At 34.7% G+C, this 21,001-nt stretch carries 20 protein-coding genes; 4 read left to right on the top strand and 16 right to left on the bottom strand.

Annotation, left to right across the window (positions count from 1 at the left end):
• Nucleotide 1: 1 nt before the first annotated feature.
• The 7 genes from hisC to pstB all read right to left on the bottom strand — a co-directional run bounded on the left by hisC (nucleotide 2) and on the right by pstB (nucleotide 6,239).
• A complete protein-coding gene (gene hisC / locus ELD05_RS06030) occupies nucleotides 2–1,051 on the bottom strand; it encodes a histidinol-phosphate transaminase (RefSeq protein ID WP_127351719.1) in 1,050 nt (349 codons plus the stop codon).
• Entirely contained in the window at nucleotides 1,044–2,339 is a 1,296-nt protein-coding gene (gene hisD / locus ELD05_RS06025; protein WP_039764616.1) for a histidinol dehydrogenase, read from the bottom strand. Before hisD ends, hisC begins: the two co-directional genes overlap by 8 nt.
• A complete protein-coding gene (gene hisG / locus ELD05_RS06020) occupies nucleotides 2,336–2,965 on the bottom strand; it encodes an ATP phosphoribosyltransferase (protein WP_127351717.1) in 630 nt (209 codons plus the stop codon). The genes hisD and hisG overlap by 4 nt, the downstream gene beginning before the upstream one ends.
• Complete coding sequence (locus ELD05_RS06015) at nucleotides 2,962–4,134, bottom strand: ATP phosphoribosyltransferase regulatory subunit (protein WP_127351716.1); 1,173 nt, start codon at nucleotides 4,132–4,134, stop codon at nucleotides 2,962–2,964. The genes hisG and ELD05_RS06015 overlap by 4 nt, the downstream gene beginning before the upstream one ends.
• Before the next feature lie 120 nt (nucleotides 4,135–4,254).
• Nucleotides 4,255–4,785: a QueT transporter family protein gene (locus tag ELD05_RS06010; RefSeq protein WP_127351715.1), complete on the bottom strand. Its 531-nt coding sequence runs from the start codon at nucleotides 4,783–4,785 to the stop codon at nucleotides 4,255–4,257.
• 14 nt (nucleotides 4,786–4,799) lie between these two features.
• Nucleotides 4,800–5,462, bottom strand: coding sequence for a phosphate signaling complex protein PhoU (gene phoU, locus ELD05_RS06005; RefSeq protein ID WP_039764383.1), 663 nt, complete (start codon nucleotides 5,460–5,462; stop codon nucleotides 4,800–4,802).
• Between the two features lie 27 nt (nucleotides 5,463–5,489).
• Nucleotides 5,490–6,239: a phosphate ABC transporter ATP-binding protein PstB gene (pstB, locus tag ELD05_RS06000; RefSeq protein WP_127351714.1), complete on the bottom strand. Its 750-nt coding sequence runs from the start codon at nucleotides 6,237–6,239 to the stop codon at nucleotides 5,490–5,492.
• Nucleotides 6,240–6,461: 222 nt separating this feature from the next.
• Between pstB and ELD05_RS05995 the strand changes: the two genes are divergently transcribed.
• Entirely contained in the window at nucleotides 6,462–7,088 is a 627-nt protein-coding gene (locus ELD05_RS05995) for a DUF47 domain-containing protein (protein WP_127351713.1), read from the top strand.
• Nucleotides 7,081–8,079: an inorganic phosphate transporter gene (locus ELD05_RS05990; protein WP_127351712.1), complete on the top strand. Its 999-nt coding sequence runs from the start codon at nucleotides 7,081–7,083 to the stop codon at nucleotides 8,077–8,079. Before ELD05_RS05995 ends, ELD05_RS05990 begins: the two co-directional genes overlap by 8 nt.
• Nucleotides 8,080–8,129: 50 nt before the next feature.
• Here the strand turns inward: ELD05_RS05990 and ELD05_RS05985 are convergent, their stop codons facing one another.
• The 6 genes from ELD05_RS05985 to ELD05_RS05960 form a co-directional block, all read right to left on the bottom strand.
• Nucleotides 8,130–9,827, bottom strand: a complete 1,698-nt coding sequence (locus tag ELD05_RS05985) for an ATP-binding protein (RefSeq protein WP_127351711.1) — start codon at nucleotides 9,825–9,827, stop codon at nucleotides 8,130–8,132.
• Between the two features lie 3 nt (nucleotides 9,828–9,830).
• On the bottom strand, nucleotides 9,831–10,529 hold the full coding sequence (locus ELD05_RS05980) for a response regulator transcription factor (protein WP_127351710.1): 699 nt from the start codon (nucleotides 10,527–10,529) through the stop codon (nucleotides 9,831–9,833).
• Nucleotides 10,529–11,320: a peptidoglycan editing factor PgeF gene (gene pgeF, locus ELD05_RS05975; RefSeq protein WP_127351709.1), complete on the bottom strand. Its 792-nt coding sequence runs from the start codon at nucleotides 11,318–11,320 to the stop codon at nucleotides 10,529–10,531. The genes ELD05_RS05980 and pgeF overlap by 1 nt, the downstream gene beginning before the upstream one ends.
• 54 nt (nucleotides 11,321–11,374) lie before the next feature.
• Nucleotides 11,375–12,028 carry a fructose-6-phosphate aldolase gene (fsa, locus tag ELD05_RS05970; protein ID WP_039764392.1) on the bottom strand — a complete coding sequence of 218 codons (654 nt, stop codon included), beginning with the start codon at nucleotides 12,026–12,028 and terminating at the stop codon, nucleotides 11,375–11,377.
• A gap of 76 nt (nucleotides 12,029–12,104) precedes the next feature.
• Nucleotides 12,105–13,400, bottom strand: a complete 1,296-nt coding sequence (locus ELD05_RS05965) for a bifunctional folylpolyglutamate synthase/dihydrofolate synthase (RefSeq protein WP_307720917.1) — start codon at nucleotides 13,398–13,400, stop codon at nucleotides 12,105–12,107.
• 7 nt (nucleotides 13,401–13,407) lie between these two features.
• A complete protein-coding gene (locus ELD05_RS05960) occupies nucleotides 13,408–16,032 on the bottom strand; it encodes a valine--tRNA ligase (protein WP_127351708.1) in 2,625 nt (874 codons plus the stop codon).
• Nucleotides 16,033–16,185: 153 nt separating this feature from the next.
• On the opposite strand from ELD05_RS05960, the gene ELD05_RS05955 reads away from it, so the two are divergent.
• The gene (locus ELD05_RS05955) at nucleotides 16,186–16,563 is read left to right on the top strand and encodes a desulfoferrodoxin (protein ID WP_127351707.1); all 378 of its coding nucleotides are present in this window, start codon (nucleotides 16,186–16,188) and stop codon (nucleotides 16,561–16,563) included.
• A gap of 52 nt (nucleotides 16,564–16,615) precedes the next feature.
• Here ELD05_RS05955 and ELD05_RS05950 read toward each other — a convergent pair whose 3' ends face one another.
• Both ELD05_RS05950 and pta read right to left on the bottom strand, forming a co-directional pair.
• Nucleotides 16,616–17,815 carry an acetate/propionate family kinase gene (locus tag ELD05_RS05950; RefSeq protein ID WP_127351706.1) on the bottom strand — a complete coding sequence of 400 codons (1,200 nt, stop codon included), beginning with the start codon at nucleotides 17,813–17,815 and terminating at the stop codon, nucleotides 16,616–16,618.
• A gap of 23 nt (nucleotides 17,816–17,838) precedes the next feature.
• Complete coding sequence (gene pta, locus ELD05_RS05945) at nucleotides 17,839–18,837, bottom strand: phosphate acetyltransferase (protein WP_127351705.1); 999 nt, start codon at nucleotides 18,835–18,837, stop codon at nucleotides 17,839–17,841.
• 201 nt (nucleotides 18,838–19,038) lie between these two features.
• On the opposite strand from pta, the gene lexA reads away from it, so the two are divergent.
• Nucleotides 19,039–19,647 carry a transcriptional repressor LexA gene (gene lexA / locus ELD05_RS05940; RefSeq protein WP_127351704.1) on the top strand — a complete coding sequence of 203 codons (609 nt, stop codon included), beginning with the start codon at nucleotides 19,039–19,041 and terminating at the stop codon, nucleotides 19,645–19,647.
• Nucleotides 19,648–19,651: 4 nt separating this feature from the next.
• On the opposite strand, the gene ELD05_RS05935 is transcribed toward lexA, so the two are convergent.
• The gene (locus ELD05_RS05935) at nucleotides 19,652–20,926 is read right to left on the bottom strand and encodes a methionine gamma-lyase family protein (protein WP_127351703.1); all 1,275 of its coding nucleotides are present in this window, start codon (nucleotides 20,924–20,926) and stop codon (nucleotides 19,652–19,654) included.
• Nucleotides 20,927–21,001 lie beyond the last annotated feature (75 nt).

Raw genomic sequence — 21,001 nt, 5'->3', positions numbered from 1 at the left:
GTTATTTACCTCTCCTGTAACTGATAAGGTTTTCTAATATTATATCATTATCTTTAGGTTTGCCCAATGTAATTCTCAGAAGCTTTTTGTCCCCCATATTAAACTTTTTGACAAGAATCTTTTTTTCCTTCAAATAGTCAAAAATAGAGTCAGCTTCCTCATCTACTATTGATATAAAGTTTGCTTGGGATGGCAAAATGAAGTAAAATTCTTGTAAGCTTCTTGTCATCCTTAGCCTTTCACTTTTTATAAGCTCAATGTTATCTTTTAGTTTGTTAAAATTTTCTAAGACTGTTATTGCAATTTGTTGTGTCAAGGTATTTACATTATAAGGTGGTTTGACTTTATGTAAATTTTCAATAATCTTCTCATTTGCAATCCCATACCCACATCTTATTCCTGCAAATCCTATTTTAGAAAATGTCTTTAACAGTATCACATTTTTATTTTTGAGAACTAAATCAAGATAATCAATATCACAGTATTCACCATACGCATTGTCAATTATAATTAATCTTTCTGGAAAGGATTCTGCAATCAGCTTGAGCTTTTCATACTCCAATGCTATACCTGTTGGGTTGTTTGGTGTATCAATGAAAACTACTTTAATTTTGTCATTTTGACCTATCTTTTTAATAACCTTTTCGACATCGATTTCCCAATTTTGTGTAATATCTATAAAACTATGGTTTACATCAAATAGCTCAGCTGTAATTTTGTACATTGTAAAGGACGGATAGAGTGTGAAGATAAAATCATCCTTTTCACAAGCGGCTTGGATAATGAGTTGAATAAGCTGGTCTGAGCCGTTTCCGATTATAAAGTTTTCTTTTTCAAGACCGTAGAACTTTGCAAGTTCTTCTTTTAAAGGCTGCGAATTTATCTCCGGATAAAAACACAAACTTTTAATATGTTCTTGCAAAGCATAATTTATAAGAACTTTTAGATCTTCAGGATAGTCCAAGAGGTTTTCATTTGCATCAGCTTTTACAAGATGCTCAAAAATTGGGGTTGAGTAATTAGAAAATGAATCTAATTTTGCTCTAAACATCTTCTAACCTCACTTTCAAAGAGTTTGCGTGAAATAAAAACCTTTCTTTTTCTGCAATTTCAATTGCAAATGGTGCATCCTTTAAAAATTGTTCTTTCGAATATTTTATCAAACTAATTCTCTTGACAAAATCATAAACGCCAAGAGGCGAGAAAAATCGAGCAGTACCAGATGTAGGCAGCACATGATTTGGTCCTGCGATATAGTCACCAATTGGTTCCGGTGAAAATTCTCCAACAAAGATTGCACCTGCATTCTTTATTTTAAAGATTAAATCTTCTGGATTTTTGCAGCAAAGCTCAAGATGCTCAGGACAAATTCTATTTGCAATCTCAACCGCATCATCTAAATCCTCAACTATTATTATTACACCATTTCTTTCAATAGACTGAGCAGCTATTTGGTTTGGATTTGCTTTTAACATCTCATCTACTTTTTTATTTACCTCAAGGGCGAGGTCTTGAGAAGTTGTTATTAAAATACTTCTTGCCATTGTGTCATGCTCTGCCTGAGATAGCAAATCTGCTGCCACATATTTGGGGTTTGCAAAGCTGTCTGCAATAATCAAAACCTCACTCGGACCTGCAATGGAGTCAATGTCCACATTTCCAAACAAAATTTTTTTAGCAATAGCAACATAAATATTTCCTGGTCCAACAATTTTATCTACTTTTGGAATCAACTCTGTCCCAAAAGCAAGTGCAGCAATTGCTTGCGCTCCTCCAACTTTAAAAATTTTATTTACTCCACATATTTTGGCAGCTGCCAAGGTATATTTATTTATCTTCTTCTCTTTGTCTGGAGGAGTCACCATAATTATTTCCTTTACACCTGCTACCTTTGCAGGAATAGAATTCATCAAAACGGTTGAAGGGTATGAACCATTACCACCTGGTACATAAATTCCAACTCTTTCTAACGGCCGCACTATCTGACCCAAGATTGTATCATCTTTAGTAAAAATCCAAGTCTCTTCTTTTTGTTTTAAGTGATATTGATAGATATTTTCATAAGTCAATTTTAAAGCTTGCACAAATTTCTCATCCTCTTTTTGGCATTCAAAAAAAGCTCTATCAATTTCTTCCTCTTTTACAATTAAATCCTCAAGATCAAATTCTTTACAGTCAAAAAGTCTTGTATAACCCAAAACAGCTTCATCTTTTTTTAATTTCACGTCTGCAATTATTTTTTTAACTTTGTCTTCTATCTCCTCAACAGCCTGATAACCAATAGAATTTAAATTGCTTAAAAATTGTTCTAATTCTTTATTATCTTTTAATATCTTCACTGCAATATCATCCTTTCTAAACAATTTACAACTCCTTCTATTTCACTCTTTAATTTAAGACTTGCTCTGTTTATAATCAAACGCGCACTTATATCATAGAGCTTTTCATACACCTCAAGTCCATTTTCTCTGAGAGTTCTCCCACTCTCAACAATGTCCACTATCATGTCAGAAAGTCCCAAAATAGGAGCAAGCTCTACAGAACCATTGAGCTTTATTATCTGCACATCTTCGCCAAGGACATTTTCAAAATATTCTTTTGTTATATTAGGAAACTTTGTAGCTATTATCTTTTCTGACTTTTTTAAAAGCTCTTCTCTCAAGCCTTTTGGACCTGCTAATGCAATAAAGCACTTTCCAATTTTCAGATCTAAGAGCTCATATACCTTTTTGTTTACCTCAAGTAAAACATCTTTGCCTACAATTCCCATGTCAGCAATTCCATATTCTACATATGTGGGAACATCAAAGGGTTTTACCATTAAAAATCGAAGATTACCACGTGGGTCCTCAAGTACAAGTTTCCTTGTCTCTTGAGAGATATCAATGGAAATAAGAGAAGATCTTTGAAAGAGCTCAGTTGCCTCTTCGGTTAATCTTCCCTTTGGCAATGCTATTGTTATCATTTCTGATCCTCCACATCATATCTTTTTATTCCCTCTTCATCAATATAGTAAAATTCACCTATTTTGAGTTCTTTGCTTATATTGAAAGCTTGTTGAATATCAATTGGATTGCTACAAAAATAAACCTCTTTTTCAAGCCTCAAAAGTTTTTCAATTGCAATCTCAAAAAATCCTTCTTTATAAAATAAAGCAGCTTTGTAAAGTTTAACTTTCGCCTTACCGCCTCTCATCAGGCAGTTTAAAATTCTGTCCACTCCCAGTGCAAACCCAATAGCATACAATTTCTTACCAAATGTTTCACATAAGTTGTCATACCTTCCTCCATTCAAAACTGGATACCCTAATTTAGGAAGATAGCCAGAAAATATTATTCCTGTGTAATAGTTTAAATGCTTTACCATTCCAAAGTCAATTGAAATGTATTTTTCATACCCCAGGTTACTTAGTTTATCAAATATTTCCTTTAACCTCTCTATTGCAGATTTTGAGATTTCATTCTTAGCAAACTTATAAGCATCGTTTATCTTATCTTTTTTACCATACAATCGAGTAAGGTTTCTAAAAACATCTATTACCTTCTCTGAAATTCCTTTCTTTATCAAGAAATTCTCGATTCCAATATAATCCTTTTTATCTACCAACTTACACAAAATTTCTGCTGAAGCATCGTCTATTCCGTAGTCCGCTGCTATTCCTTTAAAAAAGTTGACCTCTCCAATATCAATTGTGAAATTGTCAACTCCCAGCTGCAAAAGACTTTCAATTGCCAAAATCAAAATTTCTAAATCTATGTAATAACTGTCCGATGTATGAAAGTTTTCAACCCCAGCTTGGTAAAACTCTCTTAGGTCCCCAGCCTCCTGTTGCAGAAACTGAAAGGCTCTTCCAAAGTAGCAGTATTTAATGGGATAAATTTCCCCTCCATTTTTAGCTCCAATCTCTGCTACTTTTGGTGTAAATTCACTTCTTAGAGATATAATTGTTCCATCACTGTCCATAAATTTTATTGAATTTTGCCCATTTAAACTTCTTGATTTTTCATATTCTTCAAACATAGACGGTTCTATTAGTTGATAGCCAAATTTTTTAAATAAATACAATGTCTTTCTTCGTATTTCTTCTAACAGCTCACTTGTCAAAGGATAGTAATCCACAAATTTTTTACTCATTTTTCTTCCCTTCTTTGCTTTATCATGATGAAGTGATGAATAAATATCACGATATATTATATTACAAAAGCCGAAAAAAAGCAACAAAAAAGTGGAGCCAAAATGGCCCCACTTTTGTATTTAGAGTAGTTTTTTACCTCTAAGCTGTTTTTCAACAGCTATGAACAAGGGTAGTCCTAAAATATACGTTGCAATTGCCTCACCGGTTCCGATGGAAAGTATAGTAAATAGATATCTCAAAATAGGGTTCAAGTTTTTTAACCACTCTATTTTCAAGCTGTTTATAAAATAGTACCAAATATAACTCGAAACCACTATGGCATTCACAATTATTGTCGGTAAGGGTAAAAATGCTCTTTTCTTAATTTTAGTTGTTATTATAGCAGCAAGCAAAGTGGCCAGAGACCCAAATATAACATCATATATTCCAGTTATGCTCATTACCATTCCATAAAGATTTGCTAAAAAGCAGCCTACAAAAAGTCCAATAGTTGCGGATACTGGCATCAGAGCAGGAAGAAGAGTCAAAGCCTCAGAAATTCTTACTTGTATGGGTCCGTAAGATATCGCAGGTAAAAATGAGGTCAAAACAAAATAAAGTGCAGCAATCAATGCTGCCCTTGCAATAACCAGAAGGTTAATTTTTTTCATCAATTTGGCTCCTCCTACTTTGTCTCCCAATCGTGCTTGTGCATTCCTGTTATTTTATAAACCACCCATTCAGCTATATTGGTTGAGTGGTCTGCTATCCTCTCTAAATATTTTATAACAAGTAAAAATTGTATACACTGTGAAATAGCATCTGAATTTTCTTTCATTATCTGTTCTAATTCATCTATTAAACTTTGATACATCTGGTCTACTACGTCATCTCTTTTCACAACAGATTTTGCAAGATCTATATCAGAATTTACGTAAGAATCAAGCGCATCTTTTAACATAGAACGAGTAATATCTGCCATCTTTGGAATATCAATAAGAGGCTTTATATACGATTCTTTTGCTAATTTAATTGTTATTTGGGAAATATCTTCTGCATGGTCCGCAATTCTCTCAATGTCTGTGGCAATCCTCATAGCAGTGATTATAAGCCTCAGGTCGCTTGCAAGAGGCTGCTGAGTTGCAATTACGATAGCACACTTTTTCTCTATCTCTTCAGTAAGAGTATCAATCTTGTCATCATTTTCAATAATCTTTTGCGCAAGATCAATATCTTTAGTCTTTAAGGCATGTATTGCTTTGTCAATTGCCTCCTCAGCCATTGCCCCCATCTTCAGGATATCTAAGTGTAACTCTTTTAGTTCATTTTCAAATGTTGGTCTTGTCATCTTTTAAAAATCACCTCGCACTTATTATTATCCGAATCTGCCTGTTATATAATCCTCAGTTCTCTTATCCTTTGGTGTGTTAAAAATAGTAATTGTCCTATCATATTCGATAAGTTCACCATTTAGGAAAAATCCTGTCCAGTCAGATATTCTTGCCGCTTGTTGCATATTGTGAGTGACTATTACAATTGTATAATTTTTCTTGAGTTCCTCTAACAGCTCTTCTATTTTTAAAGTGGAAATTGGGTCAAGTGCAGAAGTTGGTTCATCAAGTAAAATGACCTCAGGTTCCACTGCCAAAACTCTTGCAATACACAGTCTTTGCTGCTGACCTCCAGATAATGAAAACGCACTTTTTTTTAGCCTATCTTTTACCTCTTCCCAAAGGTATGCTTTTCTTAAACTGTTCTCTACAATCTCATCAAGTATCTCCTTTTTCTTAATCCCATGTATTCTGGGACCGTACGCCACATTGTCATATATACTCATTGGGAAAGGATTTGGCTTTTGAAATACCATTCCAATCTTTTTTCTGAGGCTTATAACATCAATGTCTTTATAAATATCCTTGTTTTCAAAATAGACCTTACCTTCTATTCTCACATTTTCAATAAGGTCATTCATGCGGTTAAGAGTTCTCAAAAATGTAGATTTTCCACAACCAGATGGACCAATCAAAGCTGTAATGGATTTTTCATTTATCCTTATGTTTACATCTTTAAGGGCATGATTGTCACCATAGTACAAATTTAAATCTTTTGTCTCTATAATAACCATGTTAAAACAACCTCTCCCTACCCATTTTAATACTACAACCAATAAATTATACACTCATGATTTTAAATTTTTATTTAATGTATGTTAAAACTGTGTTAAATATTATATAATATTCTTTGTGCAATGTAAAAGCTTTTTATAAAATTCTTCCCATTGAAGCATAGACGCCTTTTCTATTAAAATGGACTTTGTGACAAAACTTTAAAAAGGGGTTGTAGAAGAATGTGGAGTATTATCCCAAAAGAAAATCAATTTTTTGTTCTCCTGAACAATGCAATTGAAAATGCTTATCAATCAGCAGTAATGTTAAATCAACTCATTAATAATCTTTCAAATATGAGTAAATACCTTGCAGAGCTCGAAAAAGCTGAGAATAGAGGCGATGATATTACACATCAGGTAATTGAACTTCTCAACAGAACTTTCATTACCCCTCTTGACAGAGAGGATTTGTTTGCAATCATAAAAGAAATTGACAACATTGTTGATGCACTTGAGACCGTGGCACACAGATTCGAAATTTACAATGTTAACCAAATAAAGCCTGAAGCTAAGATTCTTTCTGAAATGATAATTAATTGCACAAAAGAGTTAAAAAGTGTTGTGGAAAACCTAAAAGATTTGAAAAACACAAAATCAATTAAAGAAAAGATAATCGAGGTCAATAGAATTGAGGATGAGGGTGATATTGTCTATAGAAATGCAATAAAAAAATTATTTTCAGAAAACAGGGACAAGCCAATTGAGGTCATCATCTGGAAAGAAATATTTGGCTTTTTAGAAGATACCTTAGATGCCTGTGAAGATGTTGCAAATGTAATAGAAGGAGTCGTGACAAAAAATGCATAGCATTCCATTAAATCTTCTTCTGATAATCATCCTGGCTTTGACTTTTGATTTTATAAATGGGTTTCATGATACAGCTAACGCTATTGCAACGTCTGTGTCAACACGTGTTTTGACACCAAGAGCCGCAATATTTATGTCAGCAGTTCTTAACTTCTTTGGCGCAATGATTAACACAGAGGTTGCAAAAACTATAGGCCATGGAATAGTGAACCCAAAGTTTGTAACAGAATACCTCGTGCTTGCGGCTGTTATCGCAGCAATTGTTTGGGATTTACTTACCTGGTGGTGGGGAATACCTTCCTCTTCATCACATGCGATAATAGGTGGTCTGATTGGCGCTGCAATTGTTACTACAAAATCACTCTCTGATATAAACTGGATAGGATTTGTCAAAAAAATAGTACTGCCACTCATTATCTCGCCTGTGTTAGGTTTTGTTTTTGGATACTTGTTTATGATGATTCTTTACATAGTATTTGCTAAGGTTCATCCTAATATTGTAAATAAATATTTTTCAAAACTACAAATACTCTCTGCGATGTGGATGGCATATAGTCACGGTTCAAATGACGCTCAAAAATCAATGGGAATAATTACAATGGCTCTTGTGAGCGCAGGGATTTTAAATAACTTTGTGGTGCCTGATTGGGTAAAATTTGCTTGTGCACTTGCAATGGCACTTGGCACTTCTTTTGGTGGCTGGAGAATAATAAAGACGATGGGTATTAAGATAATAAAATTAGCACCCATCAATGGTTTTGCTGCAGAAACAGGAGCAGCACTTACAATTCAGTTTGCAACCCATATTGGTGCACCTGTCTCAACAACACATGTAATTTCATCTTCAATTATGGGAGTTGGTGCATGTAAAAAATTTTCAGCCGTAAGATGGGGAATTGCCAAAAATATTGTGATTGCTTGGATTTTGACAATCCCTATGTGCAGTTTAATTGGCGGAGTGATTGCATGGGTTATTAATCTAATTGTTTAACACACAAAGAAAAGGGCAACATTAGAAAAGTGATAGTAATGTTGCCCTTTTTATATTACAATAGTAAATTCACTTCCTTTGCCAACTTCACTTGTCACGTAAATCTTTCCATTGTAAAGTTCAACAATGTGTTTGACTATCGAAAGTCCTAAACCTGTACCTCCGAGTTTTCGGGAACGCCCTTTATCCACTCGATAAAATCTTTCGAATATTCTTTCTATCTCATCTTGTGGAATACCAATACCTGTATCTTTTACTCTTATCGCTATTTTCTCGTCTAATCTCTCTACCTCTATAATGACCTCACCATTTTCCTTGTTGTATACAATTGCGTTGTCTATGAGGTTTATGAAAATCTGTTTCAACCAATCTTTGTGAATCTTTACTTTAAGCTTATCATCCAACTTAAGGTGTATCTTTACATTTTTGCCCTCAGCTTTAAATCTTAAAAGCTCAACACATTCCTCTACTACTTCTTTCACATTGACCTCATCTTCGGTAACCTGGATCTTTGCATTTTCTATCTCAGACAAATACAGCAAGTCATTTATTAGTCGAACAAGTCTTTCAACTTCTACCTCGATAATGTTAAGAAATTTTTCAGCAACTTCTCTATCTTCAATTGCACCATCCTTCAGTGTCTCTACAAAACCTTTTATAGAAGTTAAAGGAGTTTTTAGTTCATGAGAAACATTTGCAACAAAATCAGACCTGATTTTTTCAAGTTTTTTAATGAACGTAATATCACTTACAATTAATAATATTCCTTCTTTACCTTCATCATATTTTACTCTCTTTTTAGTAACTTTAAATATTTTATTTTGGCCATTAACTGTTACCTCAAATTCTTTTTCAAAGGCATTTTCATCATATAGGAATTCAAAAAGTTCATATATTCGAATGCACTCAAGTAAACTTGTACCATTTTTAAGCTTTGTCGCAAATATCTCTTCAGCCTGTTGGTTAAACATAAGTATCCTCTTTTTGTTGTCAAAAAAAATTATTCCAAGTTCGATTGAGTTTAACAAAGCACTAAGCCTATAGTTGAGACTATTTACTTCGTTAATCTTCTCTTCTAAAAGGTGATATAATCTCGTAAAGCTAAGACTCAGCCACTTCAAATCCTCTTTTTCTTTGAGTTCAACTATATCAAATTTTTTTAGTCCCTCTGTAATGAGTGAAATTAACCCCTTGAGAGGCTGATACAAAAGCGAAGATATGCCAATTGTAAGTATCATCCCAAAAACTATACATATCAGCCCAAACTTTAGTGTCTGAATCAAAGCCTTTTTCAGAATCACATCAATTTTATCAAGTAAAACAGAGACTCGAATAAATATAGATTTGTTGTCAATTTCTACCTTCTTTGCCGCATAGAGAAAAAAATTATTAAGTGTCTTGCTTTTTCGCATCGAGAAGCAAATCTTTCCCGAATATTTATTTGCCTCTACAATTTCAGGTCTTTTTGAATGATTTTCCATTTTATTCTTATCAGCTTCAGAATCATAAAGCACAATCCCTTTATTGTCAACAATTGTAACTCTAAAATAACTTTTTTTGTACACTTTATAAAGTGATTGAATATCAAAGTTATTTATATATCTTTCAACCTCGCTTACCATTACTTCAAGCTGCTTCTTATTTTCTTCAAGATAAATATTTTTATACACCTCATATGAAAAAATTCCCTGTAAAAAGCTTATAATAACTATAACTAAAATGGTGTAACCAAATATCTTTGTTCTCATTTCTTAGTCAGACCCTTCTCTAAATCTGTAGCCAACTCCTCTTACTGTCTCAATATACCTTGGATTCTTCTCGTCATCTTCAAGTTTTCTTCTCAAAAATCTTATATGCACATCAACTGTTCGAGTATCACCATCAAACTCATATCCCCATACTCTCTGCAAAATGAAATCTCTGTCCAAAACTCTTCCTCTGTTTTCTATCAGCAGCTTTAAAAGCTCGAATTCCTTAAAAGAAAGGCTAACTTCTTGATTTCTTTTTTTCACACTTCTTTTTGTAAAATCCACTTCAACATCCCCAAATCTAATTTTTTCTTCAACATCAGGTTTTAAGCTTTCAATTCTCCTAAAAAGTGCTTTTACTCTTGCAACAAGTTCTTTTACACTAAATGGTTTTGTTATGTAATCATCTGCTCCAAGCTCAAGACCTAATATTCTGTCAATTTCTTCTGACTTTGCAGAAAGCAAGATAACAGGAAGGTTTTTTGTTTCTTTGTTAAACCTAATCTCTTTTAAAACCTCATATCCGTCCTTATCACTCATCATTATATCAAGTATCACCAGGTCAATCCTGTTATTTTTGATAATATCCAAAGCTGTGTTGCCATTTTCAGCTTCAAAAGTATTATAGCCTTCTTTTTGAAGATTGAATTTAATTAGTTCCACGATATGAGGTTCATCATCCACAATCAAGATATTTTTCATCATCCCACCATCCTCATGAGGGCAACCATACTACCTAATTTCTCTGGACTTTTAAAATCTCTTCTGTATGAAAAGAACAAATCCTCTTTTTCATAAGTACACATGTCTGACACTATAATCTGTTCTTTCTTTAATCCATTTCCTAACAAATCTTTTTCAATAGCCTTTTTCAAATCTAAATAATATCTCTCTTCATGGTATATACAAATATCACTGCCAAACTCTTGTAAAAAAGCATCATATACTTCTTCCCCTACTTCAAAATGCTCTTTGCATATACCAGGACCAATTACTACAATTAGGTTTGAAATATTACATTTAAATTGCGAAATTAATATATCTATAGCCCTTTTTGATATATGCTGCAAACTTCCTCTCCAACCAGAGTGAATCAAGGCAATTATTTTCTTTTCTTTATCATAAATGTAAATCGGAATGCAATCTGCGTGAAATGTTATAAGCGTAATTCCGCTTTTTTGAGTTATAAGCCCATCTGCTTCATTCTCTTGAGTATATTCAAAAAAATTAAATCCTTTCTCAACAATTATTATATCATTTTTATGCACCTGTTTTGCATAGTAAATATTTCTATAATCAATCTCTAAGTTTTTAAAAAGAATGAGAAAATTTTTGTCAACTTCCTCTTTTGAATTTGCCCATTTGTAACCCAGGTTAAAATCATTTGAATTAATATATCTTCTTGTTGTAAAAAACGCATCTACACCATATTTTTGTAACTCAGGAACTCTAAGAATTTCAAGCCCGTTTATACATATCTTTTCAAACGCCATCTTCTACCTCCAATATTAAAACTAAAAAAATAGCAACCTGCAAAGAGGTTGCTTTTAGTTCTTCTTAGGTACTTTTTCCCAATCTTTCAAGAACCTTTCTATCCCAACATCAGTTAATGCATGCTTTGTCATTTGTTCAAGTACCTTAAATGGAACTGTTGCGATGTGTGCTCCCGCTTTTGCAGCTTCAATCACATGAATAGGATGTCTTATGCTTGCTGCAATTATCTCTGTTTTTATGTCTGGATAATTTCTGAATATCTGAACAATCTCTTTGATAAGCTCAATTCCATTTTGTCCTATGTCATCAAGTCTTCCTACAAATGGAGAGACATAAGTTGCTCCAGCCTTAGCTGCTAAAAGTGCTTGTGCTGCCGAGAATATGAGTGTGACATTTGTCTTTATACCCTCTTTTGACAAGACTGATACAGCCTTAAGACCCTCTGCTGTCATTGGAATTTTGATTACAACATTTTTATGGATTTTTGCTAAATCTCTTGCCTCTTCAATCATACCTTCGGCTTTGAGTGAAATGACTTCGGCTGAGATTGGACCGTCTACAATTGAACAAATCTCATTTACAACCTCTTTAAAATCTCTACCCTCTTTTGCAATTAGAGACGGATTTGTTGTAACACCACAAATTATTCCCCAAGAGTAAGCTTCCTTAATCTCATTTATATTAGCAGTGTCAATAAAAAGTTTCATGTTGATCTAACACCTCTCTCTAAGTTAAGATTTTTTCGACTATTATTTTATACCAATTGCTGTATAATTACAATAACTAAAAAATGCTTTTAAGATATGTTCTTGCAGGTCCCACTAAGTACAAAGACCCACAAATTAGAATGGCTGAATCTTTTTCTGCTTTTTTTAAGCTCACATCAATTGCCTCTTTGAAATCTTTTATAAAGTCAAAACCATAATCTAAAGCAATTTCTTTTGCCTCATTATCAAGAAAAGCTCTTTTTTGATATGGTACCAACGTAAATATCACATCTGATGTTACTTCCTTTATCTCAGAGAGCATCTTTTGGTACTCTTTGTCTTTGAGTACCCCCACAACTGCACTAATTTTTTTGTCTTTCAGATACTGCTTACAGCTGTCAACAAGTACCTTCATGCCGTCTATGTTGTGAGCACCGTCTAAAATCACAAGAGGTTCTTTTGAGATAATTTCAAATCTGCCATTCCATTTGGCATTTAAAAGTCCTTTTACAAGGGCACCAGTACCTATATTATATTTATCACTCAAGTATTCAAATGCGTATATGCAGTTGAGGGCATTCTCAACCTGATGCACCCCTAAAAGCTTAATTTCAAGGTTTTTATATATACCTTTTGGAGTAATACAATCAAATATAACTCCGTCAAGAGTATTTTTTACAATTTTATAATCACTTCTCACCTCAACTAAATTGGCATTCTTTTGCTTACACACTTTTGAGATAACATCAATTGCTTCTTTATAACGTTGCAGCCCTAAGATTACAGTAGAGCCTTCTTTTATAATGCCAGCCTTTTCATATGCTATTTGCTCAATTGTCTGCCCTAAGATATCCATATGGTCATAGCCAATAGAGGTTATAATACAAAGCTCTGGATTTTCAATTACATTTGTTGCATCAAATCTTCCACCAAGGCCAACTTCTAACACAACAAAATCCACATTCATCCTTTTAAAATACTCAAAGGCTATTGCAGTGACTATCTCAAATTCAGTTGGATGGTTAAATCCCTGACTTATCATTAAATCAATCTTATCTTTTACATACTTTGTTATTTTCGCAAGTTCCTCGTCACTTATAGGAAGGTTATTTATTCTAATTCTCTCATTAAAAAATTCTAAATAAGGTGAGGTGTAAAGCCCCACCTTAAACCCCGCTTCAATCAACATTTGATTTATAAAAGCACAGGTCGACCCTTTGCCATTTGTTCCTGCAACATGGATAATTCGCAAATCCTTTTGAGGATTTCCCATAAGTTCAAGCAATCTTTTTATATTTTCAAGACCAAGTTTTACTCCAAACTTATATGTCCCATGGATATATTCAAGTGCTTCTTCATAAGTCATTGACATGACACTATCACCTTAAGCTTTTAATTCTCTCAAGCTGGTCTTCAACAGACTTTAGCATCTGTTTGTATTTTTCGTACTTCTCTTTTTCTTCATTCACAACCTTTTGAGGTGCCTTTTGTAAAAAGTTTTGGTTTCCAAGCAGGTTTTCAGAACGCTCAACCTCTTTTAGTAGCCTTTCTCTTTCTTCAGTAAGTCTTTTAAGCTCCATCTCAATGTCAATTATCTCTTTTAGTTTAATATATGCAACACCCCAAGAAAGAACAAGTGAAACACTATCCTCTGGAATGTCTTCAGATGCTACTACCTCTTCAATATTTGCAAGTTTTTTTACATAAATCTCCCATAGCTGTTTTTGCTGTATCATTGAGTTGTCATCAGTCTTTATATAGACCTTTGGCTTTATATTTGCAGGTATATTTTTCTCAACTCTTAAGTTTCTGATGCTTCTTATAAGTTCAATCAACTTTTCAACTACTGAAATATCTTCAACATAGTTATATCCCATTGGCTCAGGCCACTTAGATATAACAAGGCTTTCTTCACTATGTGGAAGATTTAAATAAATCTCTTCTGTTACAAATGGCATAAATGGATGCAAGAGCTTTAAAACATTCGTGAGCACTGTTAGAAGGACATACTGTACCTCTTTGTTATTCTCTGCTTCTTTGTTATAGAGTATGGGCTTTGACATCTCAATATACCAGTCGCAAAACTCATCCCAGATAAAGTCATAAAGTTTTTGAGCTGCAATACCAATTTCAAACTTTTCAAGATTTTCAGTGACCTCTTTAATAAGAGTATCTAACCTTGACAGAATCCACCTTTCATTAAATGTAAATTTACTCTCATCAGGCTTGTAATTTGTATCAATGTCAAGGTTCATTATTACAAACCTTGCCGCATTCCAAATCTTGTTTGCAAAGTTTCTGTTTGCCTCAACCTTTTCCATATGAAATCTGGTATCATTGCCAGGTGAAATTCCTGTGACAAGTGTAAATCGCAGTGCATCTGCACCATATTTTTCTATTATCTCAAGCGGATCTATGCCATTTCCAAGTGATTTACTCATCTTTCTGCCTTGGGCATCTCTTACAATTCCGTGAATTAACACATACTTAAACGGCTCTTTGCCCATGTGCTCAACTGCTGAGAAAATCATTCTCGCAACCCAGAAGAATATGATATCATATGCAGTAACAAGGACATCTGTCGGGTAGAAATACTTCAAATCTTCTGTCTCTTCTGGCCAGCCTAATGTTGAAAACGGCCAGAGTGCTGATGAAAACCATGTATCAAGAGTGTCTTCATCTTGATATACATTTGTGGAACCACACTTTGAGCACACCTTTACTTCTTCTCGGCTTACCATCATATTGTCACAATCTTTACAATAGTATGCAGGAATTCTGTGACCCCACCAAAGCTGTCTTGAAATACACCAATCCTTTATATTTTCCATCCAGTTAAAGTATATCTTTTCAAATCTTTCTGGAATGAATTTTATCTTTCCTTCTTTTACAACCCTTATGGCAGGTTCTGCTAAAGGCTTCATCTTGACAAACCATTGCTTTGACACAAGCGGTTCAATTACTGTTGAGCACCTGTAACAGTGGCCTACATTGTGAGTATAGTCTTCTTCTTTGACAAGAAGTCCAAGTTCTTTTAGGTCATTTACAATATTCTTTCTTGCCTCATACCTATCCTGTCCCGCGTACTTACCAGCATTTTCGTTCATATACCCTTTTGTATCAATTACTTGTATCATTGGAAGATTATGTCTTTGCCCTATTTCAAAGTCGTTCGGGTCATGAGCAGGTGTAATCTTTACAACACCTGTTCCAAATTCCATATCTACATACTCGTCTGCAATAATTGGTATTTCCCTATTCACAAGTGGCAGCACAACTGTTTTTCCAATCAAGTGTTTGTATCTTTCATCATTAGGATTTACTGCAACAGCAGTGTCACCAAGCATTGTCTCAGGTCTTGTTGTAGCAACAACTACGAAGAAAGAATTGTCCTTTGCAGGATATTTAATGTGCCAAAGCTTGCCTTTCTTTTCTTCATACTCCACCTCAGCATCCGAAATTGTTGTTTTGCAAGTTGGACACCAGTTAATCATTCTCTCGCCTTTATAGATTAAACCTTTCTCATAAAGTCTTACAAAAACTTCCTTTACAGCATTAGAAAGTCCTTCGTCCATTGTAAATCGTTCTCTATCCCAATCGCAAGAAGCTCCGAGTTTTTTAAGCTGCTCAATTATCCTTCCGCCATAGACCCTCTTCCACTCCCATGCACGTTCTAAAAACTTTTCTCTTCCTATCATCTCTTTTGTCAAGCCTTCTTCTTTCATCTTCTCAACAATCTTTGCCTCTGTTGCAATACTTGCGTGATCAGTGCCAGGAACCCAAAGTGCGCAATATCCTTGCATCCTCTTAAATCTTATCAGAATATCCTGAATGGTGTTGTTTAGAGCGTGTCCCATATGTAGTTGCCCTGTAATATTTGGAGGTGGGATTACTATTGTAAAAGGCTTTTTTGAATAGTCAATCTTTGCATGAAAGTATTTTTTTTCAAGCCACATCTTATATAGCCTGTCTTCAACCTCTTGAGGATTGTAAACTTTTTGCACCTTCTTTCATCCTCCTTTTAAAGTTTTAATTTCACTTTTTATATTATTTCAAAATTATTTTTATTTCAAACTTTATGTTTTTGAATCTGAATTTATGGGTATAAAGTAATTGTAATTTAAAAATTTAAATTTTACAAGGGAGGTTACTTTAAAATGGTCAAAAGAGGAAATGTTTATAAATGTGAAGTTTGCGGAAATATTGTAGAGGTCTTATCTGCAGGTGGCGGACAGCTTGTTTGCTGCGGTCAGCCAATGACCTTACTTGAGGCAAACACAGTTGATGCGAGTTTAGAGAAACATGTACCAGTTATTGAAAAAACAGAAGAGGGTATTTTGGTAAAAGTTGGAGAGGTTCCACACCCAATGGAAGAAAAACACTACATTATGTGGATTGATCTTGTAGCAGAAGATGTTGTCTACAGAAAATTCTTAAAGCCTGGTGATGAGCCAAAAGCACTCTTTAATGTATCTGCTGATAAGCTCGTTGCATATGAATATTGCAATCTCCACGGGCTTTGGAAAAAGGAATAAAAAAGACAGGGCTGCTGAAATTTAGGCAAAGCAGCCCTCTTTTTTCTTCAATTTACTTTTCTAACAATCTCTTCGTCTCTCTTGCAATCATTAGCTCTTCGTTTGTTGGGACTATTAAAACTTTTACCTTACTCTCTGGTTTGTTAATTTCAAATACCTTGCCTTTCTCTGCGTTAAAGTTTTTCTCTTTATCATACAAAACACCCATGTATTCTAAATCAGTTACACACTTTTCTCGAACAACTGGATTGTTCTCACCAATTCCTGCTGTGAATACTATTGCATCAACACCGCCTAAAACTGCAGCATATTCTCCAATATATTTCTTTACCCTATAGCAGAACATATCAATTGCAAGCTGAGCCCGTTCATTTCCTTCATTTGCAGCTTTCTCTAAATCCCTAAAGTCACTGCTAACACCAGAAATCCCTAAGACTCCAGATTTTTTGTTGAGAAAATCATTCATCTGTTTAACGTCCATATTCTCTTTTTCCATAAGGTACAAAATAACAGCAGGGTCAATTGTGCCACTTCTTGTACCCATTGCAAGCCCAGCTAATGGTGTAAAGCCCATGCTTGTGTCAACTGATTTACCATACTTTATTGCACAAACACTTGAACCATTTCCAAGGTGGCATGTTATAAGCTTTAGTTCCTCTAAAGGTCTCTTTAAGTACTCAGCTGCCTTTATCGCAACATATTTGTGTGATGTACCATGAAATCCGTATTTTCTAATCTTGTACTTCTCATACACCTCATATGGAAGTGAATACATGTAAGCATACTTTGGCATTGTTTGATGGAAAGCTGTGTCAAATACAGCAACGTTTGGCTTCCCTGGAATTTCTTTTTCGCACGCTTCAATTCCCGTAAGGTTTGCAGGGTTGTGAAGGGGAGCAAGCTCTATACACTCTTTTATTGCCTTTTTTACATCTTCATTGACAACAACAGCATCACTAAAATACTCCCCACCATGAACAACTCTGTGGCCAATTGCATCAATCTCATCCATTGACTTTATTATCCCCATCTGAGGATGTGTTAACATCTCCAAAACAAGTTTTATTGCCACATTGTGGTCTTTTACCTCTTGCTCTTTTATAATCTCCTGTCCATTTTTCTGGTGTCTTATAAACGCTCCCGACAAACCAATTCTGTCAACAACACCTCTACATAGAGCAACCTCTGTTTCAGTATCAATAAACTGGTATTTTAATGACGAGCTTCCTGAATTTAATACTAATACCTTCATTATTATCTTACCCCTTTAATCTTTTATTTCATCATTGCCTGAACAGCAGTGATAGCAACAACACCAACAATGTCTTCTGCTTTGCAACCTCTTGACAAGTCATTTACAGGCTTTGCTATTCCCTGGGTAATAGGTCCATACGCCTCAGCTTTTGCAAGTCTCTCTGTCAGCTTGTATGCAATATTGCCGGCATCAAGATCAGGGAAGATTAATACATTTGCCTGGCCTGCAACAGGGCTGCCTGGTGCTTTTAACTTTGCAACAGAAGGTACAAGTGCTGCGTCTGCCTGAAGTTCACCATCTATCAAAAGATCTGGTGCTTTCTCTTTTGCAATCCTTGTTGCCTCAACAACTTTGTCAACCATCTCTGACTTTGCAGAACCCTTTGTTGAATATGAGAGCATTGCAACCTTTGGAGTCTTTCCAACCAAGGCTTCAAAGCTCTTCGCAGAGGTTATGGCAATATCAGCAAGCTCTTCAGCATTGGGATTTGGATTTAGGCCCGCGTCAGCATACAAAAATACACCATTTTCTCCATATTCGCAGTTTGGAACAACCATAATAAAAAAGCTTGAAACAAGCTTTACACCCGGTGCTGTTTTTAAGATTTGAAGTGCTGGGCGCAGTGTATCCGCAGTTGAGTGAATTGCACCAGATACCATTCCATCTGCTAAACCCTTGTACACCAGCATAACGCCAAAGTACATTGGGTCTTTCATGATCTTTCTCGCATCTTCAAGTGTCACACCTTTGTTTTTTCTCAGTTCATAAAAATCATTCACAAACTCATCAAACCTATCAAAATTGTCTGGGTCAATAAAGATTGCATCATCCACATTTGCACCAAACTTTGTCGCTTCTTTTTTAATCTCATCTTCCTTACCAATTAAAACAATCTTTGCAATCTTCTCTTTCAACACAATACTTGCGGCTTTTAAATTTCTCTCTTCATAGCTTTCAGGAAGTACAATTGTTTTTATATTTGACTTTGCCTTTTCTATTATTGTATCAATAAATGCCATCTTTAAAAGCCCCTTTCGTTTATTATTTAACATTATTACACCCTATATATTATAAACCAAATTGTATCTTGTATACAAGAAGTATTTTAAAAGAATTTAGAGATTCTTTGCAAAGAAAAATGCTAAACAAAAGTTTGAAGAATATATGTTTTTATGTTATAATCTATTTAAAATAAACAAATTGAAAAGGGGATACTTTAAATGAAGAAACAGCTTACAAAAAAGCAAGAGGAAATATTAGAGTTTATAAAAAAGAGAATTAAAGAAAAAGGCTATCCACCTGCTGTGAGAGAGATATGTGAGGCAACGGGCTTAAAATCAACTTCAACTGTACATGGGCACTTAACCCGCTTAGAGAAAAAAGGCTATATAAGGCGCGATCCTTCAAAACCAAGAGCAATTGAGATCGTAGATGACGATTTTTATGTCCACAGAAATGTCATTCAGCTCCCTCTTGTTGGGAAAGTCACTGCAGGTGAACCCATCTTAGCTGTTGAAAACATCGAAGATACTATAACCCTACCCTATGACTTGGTTGGAACAGAAGATGCATTTTTGCTAAGAGTTAAAGGAGATAGTATGATTGATGCAGGAATTTTCGACAATGATATTATAATTGTAAGAAGACAAAATGTTGCCGAAAATGGAGATATTGTTGTTGCATTAATTGACGAGGAAGCAACTGTTAAAAGATTTTTTAAAGAAAGTGATCACATAAGGCTACAACCCGAAAACAAAGCAATGGACCCTATAATTGTAAAAGACGTGAAAATCCTTGGAAAAGTAATAGGACTTATTAGGAGGATGTAAGAATTTACATCCTCCTAAGTCTCTCAATAGCCTTTAAAATCCCCACAACTCCTATTTCGAATGAAGAACTACCCTGCAGATATGCAACATAAGGTTCTCTTATCGGTGCATCACATGAAAGTTCTAAGGATGTGCCCTGCACAAATCCACCTGCTGCCATTATTACTTTGTGAGAATACCCTGGCATATCCCATGGCTCGGGTAAAACATTGCTGTCAACAGGGCAGCCTTTTTGAATCCCCTGACAAAAGCTAATCAATTCTTTTTCATTTCCAAACACAATTGACTGAATTATGTCTGTTCTATACTGGTTGTACCGTGGTAAAACCTTAAAGCCTAACCTTTCCATAATATAAGCTGTAAAAACTGCAACCTTTAAACTCTCAGCAACAATATGAGGTGCAAATAGAAGCCCTTGTAATATCTCTCTGTTAAAGCCAAGTGAAGGTCCTACCTCTTTGCCCATACCAGGGGTGTTGAGCCTGTCTGCACACATCTCAACCAGCTCTTTTTTGCCGGCAATATAACCTCCACATGATGCAATTGTTCCACCCGGGTTTTTAATGAGTGAACCTGCTATTAAATCTGCTCCAACCTCTGTTGGTTCAAGCTTTTCCACAAACTCACCATAACAGTTGTCAACCATTATGATGGTATCAGGACTAATTCTCTTTATAAACCGTGTCACTTCTTTTATCTTTTCAACAGAGATTGACTCTCTTAAAGAGTACCCTCTTGAGCGCTGGATAAAAACTGCCTTTATTTTTCTTTCTTTTAGCACCTTTTCAATTTTGTCAAAGTCAAAGCTATTATTTTTTAAGTCAATCTCTTCATACCTTATGCCAAAATCAATAAGAGTACCATGACCTCCACTTTTTATCCCAATGACCTTTTGAAGTGTGTCATAAGGCTGTCCACAAATAGACAAAAGTACATCGCTCGGTCGCAGCACTCCAAATAGCATTGTTGAGATTGCCTGAGTACCTGAAACAAACTGAATTCTCACAAGCGAATCCTCACAGCCAAATACATCAGAATATATTCTTTCAATTACATCTCTACCACTGTCTGAATAGCCATAACCATCTGTTTTGTTCAAATGTGTATAAGAAAGTTTATTTTTTTGAAATGCGTTTAAGATTTTGAGCTGGTTGTATGATTTTATTTTCTCTATCTCTTCAAAAATCTCTTTTACACTTTCAAGTGCTTGCTGTGCTATATTGATTAGTCCCTTGTCAAAATTAAAAAATCTACCCAAAGCCTCAAAGTCAACCTTCAATTTTTGCCCCGCCCTTCTTACTTACTTGCTTTAAAAAATTAAAGAAAGCTCATGATTTTAAAGTCTCATGAGCTT

It is taken from the genome of Caldicellulosiruptor changbaiensis, from assembly GCF_003999255.1.
Taxonomy (GTDB): Bacteria; Bacillota; Thermoanaerobacteria; order Caldicellulosiruptorales; family Caldicellulosiruptoraceae; genus Caldicellulosiruptor; species Caldicellulosiruptor changbaiensis.
The sequence above is the reverse complement of the archived record's forward strand: the minus strand, read 5'-3'. Positions and strand labels throughout refer to the sequence as shown.